This is a genomic window from Fundicoccus sp. Sow4_F4 (assembly GCF_052116145.1).
GTDB lineage: Bacteria > Bacillota > Bacilli > Lactobacillales > Aerococcaceae > Fundicoccus.
This window is the reverse complement of sequence record NZ_JBQKLQ010000004.1, coordinates 136,375-150,020: the sequence shown is the minus strand read 5'-3', so window position 1 is coordinate 150,020 and position 13,646 is coordinate 136,375. Positions and strand designations below refer to the sequence as shown.

General features: G+C 42.6%; 10 protein-coding genes. 3 read left to right on the top strand and 7 right to left on the bottom strand.

The window, feature by feature from the left end; all coding sequences use genetic code 11:
- The first annotated feature begins 9 nt into the window (after positions 1–9).
- From ACTQ5J_RS07665 to ACTQ5J_RS07655, 3 genes are all read left to right on the top strand, one after another.
- Positions 10–534, top strand: a complete 525-nt coding sequence (locus ACTQ5J_RS07665; protein ID WP_441752056.1) for a transcription repressor NadR — start codon at positions 10–12, stop codon at positions 532–534.
- 238 nt (positions 535–772) lie between these two features.
- Positions 773–1,351 carry a hypothetical protein gene (locus tag ACTQ5J_RS07660; protein WP_441752054.1) on the top strand — a complete coding sequence of 193 codons (579 nt, stop codon included), beginning with the start codon at positions 773–775 and terminating at the stop codon, positions 1,349–1,351.
- A 298-nt stretch (positions 1,352–1,649) separates the two neighbouring features.
- Positions 1,650–2,972 carry an NAD(P)/FAD-dependent oxidoreductase gene (locus ACTQ5J_RS07655; protein WP_441752053.1) on the top strand — a complete coding sequence of 441 codons (1,323 nt, stop codon included), beginning with the start codon at positions 1,650–1,652 and terminating at the stop codon, positions 2,970–2,972.
- A gap of 962 nt (positions 2,973–3,934) precedes the next feature.
- On the opposite strand, the gene ACTQ5J_RS07650 is transcribed toward ACTQ5J_RS07655, so the two are convergent.
- The 7 genes from ACTQ5J_RS07650 to xylA form a co-directional block, all read right to left on the bottom strand.
- The gene (locus ACTQ5J_RS07650) at positions 3,935–5,593 is read right to left on the bottom strand and encodes a LysM peptidoglycan-binding domain-containing protein (RefSeq protein WP_441752051.1); all 1,659 of its coding nucleotides are present in this window, start codon (positions 5,591–5,593) and stop codon (positions 3,935–3,937) included.
- Positions 5,594–5,827: 234 nt separating this feature from the next.
- Positions 5,828–7,327 carry a xylulokinase gene (gene xylB / locus ACTQ5J_RS07645; protein ID WP_441752049.1) on the bottom strand — a complete coding sequence of 500 codons (1,500 nt, stop codon included), beginning with the start codon at positions 7,325–7,327 and terminating at the stop codon, positions 5,828–5,830.
- 31 nt (positions 7,328–7,358) lie between these two features.
- Entirely contained in the window at positions 7,359–8,198 is an 840-nt protein-coding gene (locus tag ACTQ5J_RS07640) for a carbohydrate ABC transporter permease (protein WP_441752047.1), read from the bottom strand.
- A 4-nt stretch (positions 8,199–8,202) separates the two neighbouring features.
- Entirely contained in the window at positions 8,203–9,135 is a 933-nt protein-coding gene (locus tag ACTQ5J_RS07635) for a carbohydrate ABC transporter permease (RefSeq protein WP_441752045.1), read from the bottom strand.
- An 87-nt stretch (positions 9,136–9,222) separates the two neighbouring features.
- Positions 9,223–10,527: an ABC transporter substrate-binding protein gene (locus tag ACTQ5J_RS07630; protein WP_441752043.1), complete on the bottom strand. Its 1,305-nt coding sequence runs from the start codon at positions 10,525–10,527 to the stop codon at positions 9,223–9,225.
- A 20-nt stretch (positions 10,528–10,547) separates the two neighbouring features.
- Positions 10,548–12,155: a glycoside hydrolase family 43 protein gene (locus ACTQ5J_RS07625; protein ID WP_441752286.1), complete on the bottom strand. Its 1,608-nt coding sequence runs from the start codon at positions 12,153–12,155 to the stop codon at positions 10,548–10,550.
- A gap of 112 nt (positions 12,156–12,267) precedes the next feature.
- Positions 12,268–13,575, bottom strand: a complete 1,308-nt coding sequence (gene xylA, locus ACTQ5J_RS07620; protein ID WP_441752041.1) for a xylose isomerase — start codon at positions 13,573–13,575, stop codon at positions 12,268–12,270.
- Positions 13,576–13,646 lie beyond the last annotated feature (71 nt).

The window sequence follows — 13,646 nt, the reverse complement described above, 5'->3', positions numbered from 1 at the left end:
GACTGAATTATGAATGGAGATCAGAGGCGAGTCAAGATTTTGACGGTGCTTGAGAATTCGTTGGAAGCTGTGTCAGCTTCACGTTTGGCTGAGCGTTTTGGTGTCAGTCGTCAGGTTATTGTTGGTGATATTGCTTTATTACGTGCGAGTGAGCATGATATTGAAGCAACGAGTCGTGGGTATGTGTTGGCGGCTCATGATCAGGTGGTGAATGAGCGGTTTGTCAGTAAGGTAGTGAGTGTGCATGAGCCTGAGTTGTCTGAGACTGAGTTTAATGTGATTGTTCAGCATGGTGGCGAGGTGTTGGATGTTCAAGTGGAGCATCCGGTGTATGGCTTATTGACGGCTCCTTTGAATATCAAGTCCTATGCGGATGTTGAGTTTTATTGTGATCAGATGGCTGAGCATTCGGCACGGGATTTATCTGTGTTGTCTGATGGCGTTCATATCCATACGATTGAGTGTGATTCTGAGGCGCAGTTTGCGGGGATTTTGCGTGCTTTAAGGGCGGCTGGTTTTCGTTTGCGTCATTAGATAGGGGCGTGTTGTTTGATTGATGGTTTGGTGGCGTCTTGGCTGGGCTATGCGCTTGATTGGAAGTGGTGCGATTGCGGGAGTAGATGGTGGGAGGTCGGGTCGGGGCGGGGCGGGGCTGGTTTGATTTACTCCTTTCCACTTGTTTACTCATTTTAGGTCGTCACTATTTACAAGCGTCAAACAAATCGCTATAATTTTGTAAACAAGTTGAATTTTGTGTGAAAGAGGTGTTCTCTTGGTAAAATCTTATTCTAAATCGTCGTCGAGAACTTTACAGTTGACGAGTGCAGCCATTTTGACAGCTGTTGGGATTCTCATTCCTATGGTGATGCCGATTAAAATCGTGATTGGCCCGGCTTCCTATACATTAGGCAGTCATATTCCGATTGTGATGGCGATGTTTTTGTCACCTTTAGTGGCTTTAGCAGTTGCCTTCGGGACAACCCTTGGTTTTCTGATGGCTGGCTTCCCAATTATTATTGTCTTTCGTGCCCTTTCGCATACTCTATTCGCGACGGCGGGAGCCATTTATTTGGAGCGCTCACGCGGTATGTTAGGTAATCTTTGGAAACGTCAGATATTTAGTTTCTTCGTGAATGTGATTCACGGCCTAGCCGAAGTTGGCGTCGTCTATTTCATGACAGCTTTTGGTCAACAGAATCTCGATGGGAATTTCTTGTATACGTTATTCGTTTTAGTCGGTATTGGCACCATTATACACGGCATGGTCGATTTCGAACTGGGCTATCAATTTACACGGATGTTATCGTCTCGCACAAGTTTACATTTTGATAATTACGACCGCAATCAGTAAACGCTGTATTAAGTGTGTTGCTTGTTGTGGCTAGCGGCTTGGCTGGTGGAGTGTTAGATTGATGTAATTGCTGTGATTGCTGTAATTGATGCATGGCTTGAGTTAGACAGGCGTCGTTTAGAGAGCTTGCGTTGGTGGTAGGTGTTTGGGCGAGTTGGATGTAATTATTTAAGTTTATTTCGGTATGTTATGGCGCCGCCCAATTGCTGGGCCTGGCGCTTTTCTTATGTTTTGGTGAAGGCTTGCGGGGAGTATTGGGGATCGGAGCAGATTTTTATTAATAGAAAGGTGGAGACAGATGTCTACTACTCATGAATACAATTACGATGTGATCGTCGTTGGAGGCGGCTCGAGCGGTTTGATGGCGGCGATTAATGCGGCGGAACAAGGCGTTCGCGTCTTAGTCATCGACAAGAACCCTAAGTTGGGTCGCAAGTTATTATTATCCGGTGGCGGTCGCTGTAACGTGACGAACCGTACAAGCCGCGAGGAATTGATCAAACACATTCCCGGCAATGGCAAGTTTCTTTACAGTGCGTTGAATCAGTTCGATCAAGAGGATATTATTACCTTCTTCGAAGGACGCGGCATTGCGTTAAAGGAAGAGGACCATGGTCGTATGTTCCCTGTCACTGATTCTGCTCGTACGATTTTAGGAAGCTTGGTCGACGTGATGAATAAACTAGGCGTCACCGTTCGTTTAAAGGACCCGATCGATTCGGTCTTATATGAAGAAGGCCGTGTAATAGGCGTCCTAACGCGAGCGGGTGAAACAATTACCGCCCCTTCGGTGGTCTTGGCCGCAGGTGGTCGGGCTTACCCACGAACTGGCGCTGAAGGCGATGCCTACGCATGGTCACGTTCGGCTGGTCACACCATCGAGCGCCTCTACCCGACGGAAGCCCCTTTATTGTCGAGGGATGATTTCATCGTATCAAAGGCATTGCGCGGCGTTTCCTTACGCGATGTGGCGGTCACACTATGGGACACGCAGCTAAAAGGTTCGCCTGCTGAAAACGCCCACACCTTCCTCAATAGCAAAATAGTACCATTAACCATTCACCAAATGGACATGATTTTTACTCACTTCGGCTATTCTGGTCCGGCAATCCTACGCTGTAGTGGCCATGTCAACCAGTACTTGCACCGCACTGGTTTCAAGACGGCTTACTTGAGCATTAACTTTGTGCCTAACGAAACGCGTGACGCGATGAAAGCTGTCGCTGAAGAGATGCGCGAGAAACAATTGATGACGGTTCTGAAACAGTGGATGCCCGAAGCAATGGCGACCCAACTGTTAGTCTCCGCAGAATTAGAGCCAACAACACCATACAAGCAATTGGTGCATGCGGAAGTTGAGCGTCTGTTCGACTTCATCCAAGCCTTCCCTATCACGGCTTACGAGTCCCAACCGATTGAAAAAGGTTTTGTAACGGGAGGGGGCGTGTCTACTAAGGAAGTGAACCCGTCGACAATGGAATCACGTTTAATGACCGGCCTATACTTTTGTGGCGAGTTACTGGATATCAACGGCTATACTGGTGGTTACAATATTACAGCCGCTTTCGTTACCGGTACGATTGCAGGAAGAAACGCCGCATGGTCTAGTTTTGCTGGATAGATCTTTTAATTGGTCCCTCTCGTTTATGCGAGAGGGACCTTGTTTGGTTTGGTGGTGGATAGTGATGGTTGCATTGGTAGGGATGGTTTGGGATGGTGATAATTTGCGGTAGATCAAACGATGGTCAAGACGCCCAGGACAACAAGGACGACCAGGGGCAAAACTGATATTGGCCGTTACACCCAGGGGCAAAACTGATACTCGCCGTCACGACCAGGGGCAAAACTGATATTCGCCGCGACGGCCAGGGGCAAAACTGATACTCGCCGCGACGGCCAGGGACAAAACTGATACTCGCCGCGACGGCCAGGGGCAAAACTGATATTGGCCGTTACGGCCAGGGGCAAAACTGGTACTGGCCGTTACACCCAGGGGCAAAACTGCTACTCGCCGTCACGGCCAGGGGCAAAACTGATACTCGCCGTCACGGCCAGGGGCAAAACTGGTACTGGCCGTCACGCCCAGGGGCAAAACTGATACTCGCCGTCACGACCAGGGGCAAAACTGATACTCGTCGTCACGACCAGGGGCAAAACTGATACTCGCCGCGACGGCCAGGGGCAAAACTGATACTCGCCGCGACGGCCAGGGGCAAAACTGATACTCGCCGTCACGGCCAGGGGCAAAACTGATACTCGCCGTCACGGCCAGGGGCAAAACTGGTACTGGCCGCGACGCCCCAATACTATCTCTCCAAAAGTGCGAGCGGTGTCGTTCGACAGGTCTCACGACGATTTAAAGAGTCAGTGGTTTTATAAAATCGTCTGGCACGCAGTGACGGACACCTTTATCTTTTCAACAGAAAGCAAGAGGTGTAACACACAGGCACTTGCTTTCAGTTATCCCGGCTTTAACCGTGTTTGCGGGTCATTATTGCTCCCGACTTTTTGGTTAGCCAATTTATGGTAGAAAAAAACAGCGACGTGGTGTGATAACCGCTCGCTGTTTTTTGAAAGGCTTATTTAATTATTAGTCGTTTCTTCTGAAGATTCTTCTGAAGATTCTTCGCTAGATTCAGTTGTTTCTTCTGTTGTTTCTTCATCCTTGTCGCCTGTTGGATCTGATATATAAATTGTGCCGTTAACTAGGATCGCTTCGGCTGGTAATTCGTTCCAGTCGCGGAGGTTTTGAACTGTTACGCTATGTTTTTGCGCAATTTCGTTCAGCGTTTCGCCTGGAGTCACCTCGTAAGAGTTGGCTGTCGGATCTGAAACAATCAGTTCGTCGCCAATTACTAATTCATCAGTTTCTTTCAGGAAGTTCCACTCGCGAATATTCTTAACCGTCGTTTTATATTCTGTTGCTAAAGTGTCCAACGTGTCGCCTTCTGCGAAGACGTGAATGGTCGGCTCGATGTTAGGGTTGGTGATGAATAACTCATCTCCCGTCGCAATCGTTGCATCCGTTAATTCGTTCCATGTCAATAATTGCTCTTCGTCAATAAAGTTTTGACGGGCAATATTGACCGTGTCTTCCCCTTCGCGTACAACGTGAACGCGTGGTAAAATCACTTTTCTAGCATTCGGATTCGTTGCTTCCGATGGTGTCGTTGGTGTCGTTTCCGCTGGGGTTGACGGTTCGTCAGCCGCAACTAGGCGAATTTCTTGACCGATTTGCAGGAAGTTTGTTTCCAGGCCGTTAATCGCCATTAAGTACTCTTCTGTTGTACCATTCCATTGAGCGATATCCCACAGGTTGTCACCTTTTTGAACAACGTAAATATCGTCAGATGTAGGGGCCGTCGGCTCTGTTGGCGCCACTGGTTCAACTGGTTCAACTGGTGTCGTGTCTTCTGTTGGGCCGTAAACTGAAATGCGGTCACCAATTTGTAAGAAGTTCGTCGCTAAGCCGTTCCATGCCATCAACTGTTCTTCTGTCGTACCGTACCATTGAGCGATATCCCACAGGTTATCTCCCGCTACGACTACGTGTACGCCGTCGCTAACTGGTTGGTTAGGCGTTGTCGGCTCAGTTGGTGCGTTATCAACGGGACCATAAACTGAAATCAGATCACCAATTTGGAGTAAATTATTTGAAAGACCATTCCAGGCCATCAATTGTTCCTCAGTTGTTCCGTAACGTTGCGCAATATCCCACAGGTTGTCACCCGCGATGACCACGTGTACGCCATCTGTCACCGGTTGGTTAGGTGTCGGTGTAAAGTCAGACTCGTCGCCCGATAGAATAATTTTCTGTCCAATTTGAAGTAAATTTGATGATAAGCCGTTAATTGCCATCAAGTACTCTTCTGTTGTGCCATTTGCGTGTGCGATAGCCCACAGGTTTTCACCTGCTTGGACGATATGTACACCGTCCGTTTGTTCAGGCACTGGGTTCGGAGTTGAGCCGTCTTCGTTAGGCCCTTCTTGGGGTAAGACAATTTCTTGACCAATTTGTAGTAAATTGGTGGATAGCCCATTAATCGACATCAAGTGTTCCTCGGTTGTGCCGTAATCTACGGCGATGCGGTATAAGTTATCCCCCGCTACGACAGTGTAGATGTCTTTTGCATTGACTGCCAGTGGCGTCACTGTAGTTGCCATCATCCCAACCGTTCCTAAAATCGCGGCCGACTTCGTCATCCATCTATTCGATTTTTTATGTAATTGTTTTATATTCATTTCGATTGCTCCTTCATTTAAGAACCATGTTAATTCAATAGTTAAATCAATTATAACACGATTAGAAGATTGTCAAAAGTTTTTATACTCAATGTCACAAATCGGTAATCTAAAACCAACATTTATCATAAAATATGACTCATCGCATGACGGCTAAAAAAATAACTCTTTGAGCTTCTTAGTCAAAAAAAGCTGTCCGACGTCTTTGACAGTGTCGGACAGCTCATTATTCTGTTAGTCATTCACAATATCAATCAGACCATGCGAAATGTCTTTCGTCGCATCGTAAATTTTACGATATTGTTCGTAAATTTTTTGATATTTCTCTACATTTTCTTTGATTGGTTGTGTAACCAATCCATAATCAACAAAGGCTTTATTACAGTCTAACATTGTATCGTACCAGCCTAGACCAACAGCCGCTAACATCGCAGCTCCCATACCGGGTCCTTCATCCGCGATCAATGTTGTAATGGGTGTGTTAAAGATATCTGCTTGAATTTGTAACCAGTTTGGATTTTTAGATCCACCACCGACTGAAACGATTTTTTCAAAACGTTTATTAGCAACTGTTTCCATCAAGTGTTGTGAGTCCTTCAAGGAGAAAGTAATCCCCTCTAATACTGCACGCGCGAAGTGATCCAGCGTATGCGTCGTATCCATTCCTAAGAAACTACCACGTATTTTGCTATCGGAATAGGGTGTGCGCTCTCCGACAATATATGGTGCAAACAATAACCCCTTAGCTCCTGGCTCAATTTGATCAATGTTAGCTAACAACTCATTAAAGGTTTTGTCTGGCGCAAATGTGTTCTTGAACCAAGTCAAGCTGTGCCCCGCTGCCAAGGTGACACCCATTGAATAATACGCATCATCGGCGTGGTTGAACAAATGTAATTGACCTTGATAATCGACAGAGTCATCGGCTTCATAAGATAAGAAGACGCCTGAAGTCCCAATACTAACCATACCTGTTGTGTTATCCAGGATGCCTGAGCCAACAGCTGCGACAGCATTATCCGCACCACCTGCAAAGACTTGAACGTCTTTATCAAAACCAAATCGTTCTTTCAGCGCTTGGGTGACTGCGCCAACGTTACCATAAGACTCGATTAATGGGGGTAGCACAGTTGTGGCAATTTGATACTCAGCTAAGACTTCTGCTGACCACTCTTTCCCACGCACATCGAGCATTAATGTTCCAGCAGCATCAGAGTAATCCATATGATAGTTACCTGTTAACCAGTATCGTAAGTAATCTTTCGGTAGTAAAATTTGAGCGACCTGCGCCCAAAGCTCTGGTTCATGCTCTTGCACCCATAAAATTTTAGGCAAAGTAAACCCTTCACGCGCAATATTCTGTGTGATGTTTAAGATTTGTTCACCGAAATCAGTATTGATACGGTCACATTCTGCAGAGTTCCGCACGTCATTCCATAGAATAGCATGACGTAAAACTTCGCCAGCGGCATCGACCAACACTAAACCATGCATTTGACCAGAGAAAGAAATCCCTTCTAAGTTCGTTTGAAAATCAGCGACTTCTGCCGATAATTGCTCAAATACTTTCACACAAGCTTCTAACCATTCTTGTGGATTCTGTTCGCTGTAACCTGATTTTAAATGGATTAAAGGATAATCTGCCGAAGCTGACGCAATTACTTTCCCCTTTTTATCTACTAACAAGCCCTTTAAAGAGCTTGTGCCTAAATCTAGTCCTAATACATAACTCATAATTTATCCCCTTCTCGCAACTTTACACTTTTTACATTTTCACTCCACCAGCTGTTACTCCACCGATAATACGCTTAGATAAGAATAGGTAAGCGAAGATTAACGGGATAACTGATAAGGATACACCTAGGTATAAACTACCATATTCAGTTGTATACGTATCCGTTGTCAGTAATTGAACGAGCATTGGCAAGGTATATTTGGATCGGTCGTTGATTAAAATTAATGGCATTAAGAAGTTATTCCAAGACTGCACAAAGCTAAAGATTGACATGGTCGCAATCGCTGGCATCATCTGTGGCAGAATAATACTATGGAAAATCTTCATTTCGCCTGCGCCATCAATACGAGCTGAGTCGACAATTGATGGGTGGTAAATTGTTTCTAAATATTGCTTCATGAAAAACACTGTAGGTGCTGATGCAATCGCTGGAACAATTAATGGAATATAGCTATCCAACAAACCAACAGATGCCATGAAACGGTAGAAACCAATCATGTTCACTTGTGGCGGCAACATGATTAAGAGTAAAACAATCGAGAACAATGTCTTTTTCCCTTTAAAGTCGTAGACAGTAAAACCATACGCTGTTAAACATGAGAAATACATACTTAAAACAGTCGAACCACCTGCAATGGTTAAAGAGTTACGATAACCTTCAAAAATATTAAAGCCACGATCCTTCAGAATATTCCAGTTGGCCATAAAGCTACCACTTGGCACCAGTGACATCCCTTGTTGAATCTGCTCAGCAGTTCGAGTCGAATTGACCATAACAATCCAGAAAGGGATAATACTTAAGATGGTTAATAGCGCAAAGAAAACATAGATTAGTGTTCTTTGCATTTTAATTTTTTTCATTTCATCCATATTATCAATCCTTCTTAGGTTTTCTATCGCGTATCACCATAAAGATGACGATACTTAAGCCAACAGTCATTAGTAATAAGTAAATTGACGAAGCCGCAGCAATACTGATGTTACGTCCGCCTTGGAAAGCTTGCTTGTAAATATACGTCATAACGGTCTCAACGCTTCCGTTAGGTCCACCATTGGTTAATAACAATGGAATATCGAACATTTGTAAACCACCAACTAGCGAGGTAATTAGCACATAAAGTGTAATTGGCTTCAAAAGTGGTAGAGTGATTTTTCTAAAGGATTGCCATGGTGTTGCACCATCGACTTCAGCTGCTTCATATAGTGAGGCATCGATACTTAGTATTCCAGACACTAATACAATCGCTGTTTGTCCATACCACATCCAGAATTGGATGAAAGACACAAGCCCACGTGTAAAGGCAACGTTTCTAAAGAAATCATACGGTGCTTCTAAAACACCTAAATTCATTAAGAGTAAGTTGATCGGTCCTTTAGGATAACTAAATAATGCATAGAAAATTACGGCCACTGAAGCTGCAGTGATAATATTAGGTAGGTAAAAGGCACTCTTGAAAAATGTTTGGCCCTTTAATTTGAGACGCGCATTGGTAAACCAATAGGCTAAAATCATCGATATGAATAGTTGTGGAATAAAGTTCATTGTCCATAATACTAAAGTGTTTTTGACTGCTTGCAGAAACAAACTGTTTTTCAGTAAGTTTGTATAGTTCATTAAACCAACAAAAGTTCCTTCGGTTTGAAAACCTGCAATATTATAAAACGACAAGTAAATAGTGTTGAGTGTTGGATACAGATTAAATATGACAAAAACTAAAAAGAATGGCGCGATGAAATAATAGCCGAATTTATTCATGTCTTTTATTTTTGCATATTGTTCAGGTTTCTTGCTTGCATTTGCTTCCATAATTGATTGCTCCTTTAAAACTCCTTTAATAAAAAAACAGAAGAATAATAGTTCCCTATTATTCTTCTATAATTGTCTACTTAGCGATTACTCAATGATGAGATTTGGGAATGAGTTTTGAACTTGTGCTTTGAAATTGCTGATTGCAGTTTCTTTATCTACTTCACCTTTTGAGTAAGGAGTTAATGCGTGATCAACAAATAATACGTTAAGTGCTTGGTCGTATTCTGTAATGATGTCGCCATTGATGTTGCCTACTAAGTCAGCAAATGCTGCATAATGATTTTGTCCACCTAAGAATTCATCACTATACTCACCTTTGATTTCTTCAACAACGTTGACGTCAGATACAATATCCCCCGTATCTAAAGCCCATTGTGTTAAGAATTCAGGATCCGTTGTAATGTAAGTTAATAAGTCTGATGCTTCTGGTAGCATATCTGAGTTACCCATTGCACCTAACCATGTCCCCCCTCTAAAATAAGCACTTGGTCCTTCAACCATACGCCAGTCACCTTCTGTTGCTTCGCCACCGTTAGGTTTTAACCAGAAGTGTAAGCCCCATGATGGTAAGCTGTAACCAAAGATTTCATCTTGTGACATGCCACCGAAGTATGCTTCTGACTCTGGCGGAGCATCTAACATTAAACCTTCTTCGTTCATTAATAAAGCCGTATCTAATAACTCATCCATTTTTGGATCAATCACTAATGAGCCATCTACAACCCACCCTTGCTCACGCGTGCCTAAGTAAGCAAAACGTAAGTCATCGATTCCTGAGATCATGTATACTTCGCCATTTGAAGCTTCTTTAATTTCACGAGCAGTTTCGATAAAACCTTCCCAGTCTGACATTTTGGCTTGCATTTCTTCCGGATCAGTAATGCCTAATAAGTCTTCGGCAATACTTGCACGGTAGAAGAAGGCACCTGGTGCTGCTTGAAATGAGTTCGCATAATAAACGCCATCTCCACTTGTTCCGATTCCTTTAACATAGTCTAACGTATTTTCAGAACCAGCCGTTACATTCTCAAACTGAGATAAGTCTGCCATTAACCCTGATTCAACATACTTTTTAACGAAGTTCTGTTCTAATAAAATCACGTCAGGTGCGGCATCTGTCCCAACAATTGGATCCAGTTTCGCTTCGAATTCTGCCGTAGGAATGTTAACAATTTCAATTGTATAGTCTAAATCTGGATGATTAACCATGTAGTAATCTTCAATCATCGTATTGATTTCGTTCGTAAATGACCAAATTTCTAAAACGCGGTCACCAGATCCATACGTTTCGGTTTCTTCTTCTTGTGCATTAACCATTGGCCCACCCACACTGCTAAGTACTAAAGATCCAAGCAAAACATTTGTAAGTAAAGATTTAAGTCTCTTCATTTTTTCTTACTCCTCATTTTTTAGTTTTCTTCTTCGTAACGGAAATAATCAAAATCTGCAATCATTTTTCTCCCTGAAGTATCAATAGCATTTACGCCGATAAACGCGCCCGTGAAAAAGCCTCCTTCCTTCTGTTTGATGTACTCATCTGACAATTTACGCGAATCAAAGGTCACATCAATCTTCACCCATTCCTCGCCATCAAGAGAATAACTATAGTAGTATTCAGCTTGATCCACATTAATCCTAAAGTAAACGTATTCATTTTCATCTGGTACAACAATCGCTTCAGTAATCGGACGCGATAGTTCACGGTGATCACAAGCTAATAGGTCAATCACGCGACCTAATTCTGGGTCCCAAGTTAAATGGATGCTCGTCCAGTTATTTGTATTATAGAAAGCAACAAGACCAGCTTGTTGTTGATACGTTACTGGATTTGCGGATACTTTAGTTTCTGCTTCAAAGTTAAGTGCTTGCCAACGTCTTGCAACTAATGACTGTTGGAAAAGGTTATGGAAGCTTCCGCCACCATATAATCTTAAATGTCCTGGTTTTTCAGTTAAACTTCCCATCGTGTCATCAAACGGAATTCTTAATGTATTCCATTGGTGATTTAAGCTGGTTTCATCAAACTCATCCACAATCGGAAAATCTGCTGGCCAAGGAACTTCTTCTAAGTCAGGCATTTCAACTTCATCTTTCGGGAAGTTTCCGCCAACGATATAAGGCCAATCCTCTTTCCATTCAACTTTTTGAATCGCTGTTTCGCGTCCTAAAGGACTGTAACCACGATCTTCTAGAATACTGGCTGTTTCGTTTTCTAATGGACGTGACGTTAAATGGACGAAATACCATTCACCATTTTGTGTTTCAACAAATGACCCATGTCCAGCTCTTTGTAATCTAATTTCTGGATGTAAGAAAGATGAAATTAAAGGATTTTCCGGATGGACTTCGTAAGGGCCATCGATAGTCTTCGAACGAGCTACTGTTTGCTGGTGAGTAAATACTGTTCCACCCTCAGCCGTAATTAAATAGTAGTAGCCATCTTTCTTATATAAATGAGGCGCTTCAACCAATTTAACATTCGTTCCTTTAAAAATATTCTTGATTTCGCCCACTAAGGTTTCTTGTTCAGGATCATATTCTTGTAAGGCAATGCCTTCGAAATTGTGATAGCCCACACGGTGATCCCAAATCATGTTAACGAACCATTTACGGCCATCTTCATCATGGAATAGTGAAGGGTCAAAACCTGATTGGTTCATCACAACTGGCTTAGTCCACTCGCCATCTATCGTTTCACACGTTGTTAAGTAGTTCGTGACATCTTTATATGGACCATCAACCACTTTGACATCTGAGTAAATTAACCAGAATTTACCATCTGCATAAGATAATTGTGGCGCCCACACACCCCCACTGTTCGGATTACCTTTCATATCCAGTAATTCTACTCTGTTTAAAGGACGTGATATTTGACGCCAGTTCTTTAAATCTCTTGAGTGATGGATGACAACCCCTGGGAACCAATCAAACGTTGATACAGCAATATAGTAGTCGTCTCCAACACGCAAGATACTAGGATCTGGATGAAAGCCTTTCAGAATAGGGTTTTGGATCATCATTAATTATTTCCTCCGTTCATCTTCTTTATTTAATTGGATGCGCGTTGACAAAGCTCTAAGTTTAAACACAACGTAAAGCTTTGTAACGTCACCCTCTAACTATTTAATTTTAAACTAAGTAATCATTTAAGACTGATTTAACATACTCTAAACGGTTGGATTTGTTTACAATCTCTTGGTTTTTAAAAGCGTACTCAGATAATGATTCTAAGTCTTCTTTACCGGCAACGATACTTGCTCCGATACCTTCAGAGTAGCTTGCATAACGCTCTTCTAAAATGTCTTCAAAGAATTTATCTTCTTTTAATTTAGCGGCGCCTTTCAAGCCTCGAGCAAAGGTATCCATACCTGCGATATGTGCTAATACTAAGTCATCCATTTCGAATGATGTCCGACGTACCTTCGCATCAAAATTGATGCCACCTGGTGCAATCCCGCCATTTTCTAAGACTTCGTACATGGCTAACGTGATATCTAATACGTTTGTTGGGAACTCGTCCGTATCCCAGCCTAACATTGTTTCCGCATGGTTAGCATCTAAAGATCCTAAGGCATTATGTTCACGTGCGACACGAATTTCATGCTCAAAGGTATGACCCGCTAGTGTCGCGTGGTTACCTTCTAAGTTTAATTTAAAGTCATTTTCTAAACCGTGACGGTATAAGAATGCCATTGACGTTGCCGCATCAAAATCGTATTGGTGAGTCATTGGCTCTTTTGGTTTTGGTTCAATTAAGAATTGAACTTTATGATCAATCTTGTTTGTGTAAGCAATCGCCATTTTGAATAGACGTGCAATATTATCTTGTTCTAAGCCCATGTTAGTGTTTAATAATGACTCATAACCTTCACGGCCTCCCCAGAAGACATAGTTTTGTCCACCAAGTTTTTTACTCAAATCTAAACCTTTTTTAACTTGTGCGGCTGCGTAAGCAAACACATCTGCATTGTTTGAAGAAGCAGCACCGTTCACAAAACGTGGGTGAGTGAACATATTAGCTGTGTTCCATAATAATTTAATGCCTGTTTCTTTCATTTTCACTTGCATTAAGTCCGTAATTTCATCTAAGTTTTCAAAGAATTCTTCTAATGAGTCACCTGTAGGTGCAATATCCACATCGTGGAAACAGAAGTATTCAACATCTAATTTCACTAATAATTCGAAGAAGGCATCCACACGTTTGCGCGCAGTTTCCATTGGATCATCTGATAACCAGTCACGTTGATTAGTGGCTGCACCAAATGGATCCGAACCATCTTGTGTCATTGTGTGCCAATAAGCCATCGCAAAGCGTAAGTGCTCTTTCATCGATTTGCCTAACACAACTTCTTCTGCATTATAATGACGAAACGCGAATGGATTCTTAGTCGTTGTGCCTTCGTATTTGATTTTCTCTACATTTTTAAAATAACTCATTTAATAGCCCCCTAAAATTTTTAATCGGTTTGTCAACTTTATTAACTAACTACATGATAACGTTATCATTT

What these genes read in the sequence shown, in the direction of transcription:
- ACTQ5J_RS07665 (WP_441752056.1), top strand. Translation starts at nt 10, where the DNA reads ATGAATGGAGATCAGAGGCGAGTCAAGATTTTGACGGTGCTTGAGAAT.
- ACTQ5J_RS07655 (WP_441752053.1), top strand. Translation starts at nt 1,650, where the DNA reads ATGTCTACTACTCATGAATACAATTACGATGTGATCGTCGTTGGAGGC.
- ACTQ5J_RS07650 (WP_441752051.1), bottom strand. Translation starts at nt 5,593, where the DNA reads ATGAATATAAAACAATTACATAAAAAATCGAATAGATGGATGACGAAG.
- xylB (WP_441752049.1), bottom strand. Translation starts at nt 7,327, where the DNA reads ATGAGTTATGTATTAGGACTAGATTTAGGCACAAGCTCTTTAAAGGGC.
- ACTQ5J_RS07640 (WP_441752047.1), bottom strand. Translation starts at nt 8,198, where the DNA reads ATGGATGAAATGAAAAAAATTAAAATGCAAAGAACACTAATCTATGTT.
- ACTQ5J_RS07635 (WP_441752045.1), bottom strand. Translation starts at nt 9,135, where the DNA reads ATGGAAGCAAATGCAAGCAAGAAACCTGAACAATATGCAAAAATAAAA.
- ACTQ5J_RS07630 (WP_441752043.1), bottom strand. Translation starts at nt 10,527, where the DNA reads ATGAAGAGACTTAAATCTTTACTTACAAATGTTTTGCTTGGATCTTTA.
- ACTQ5J_RS07625 (WP_441752286.1), bottom strand. Translation starts at nt 12,155, where the DNA reads ATGATCCAAAACCCTATTCTGAAAGGCTTTCATCCAGATCCTAGTATC.
- xylA (WP_441752041.1), bottom strand. Translation starts at nt 13,575, where the DNA reads ATGAGTTATTTTAAAAATGTAGAGAAAATCAAATACGAAGGCACAACG.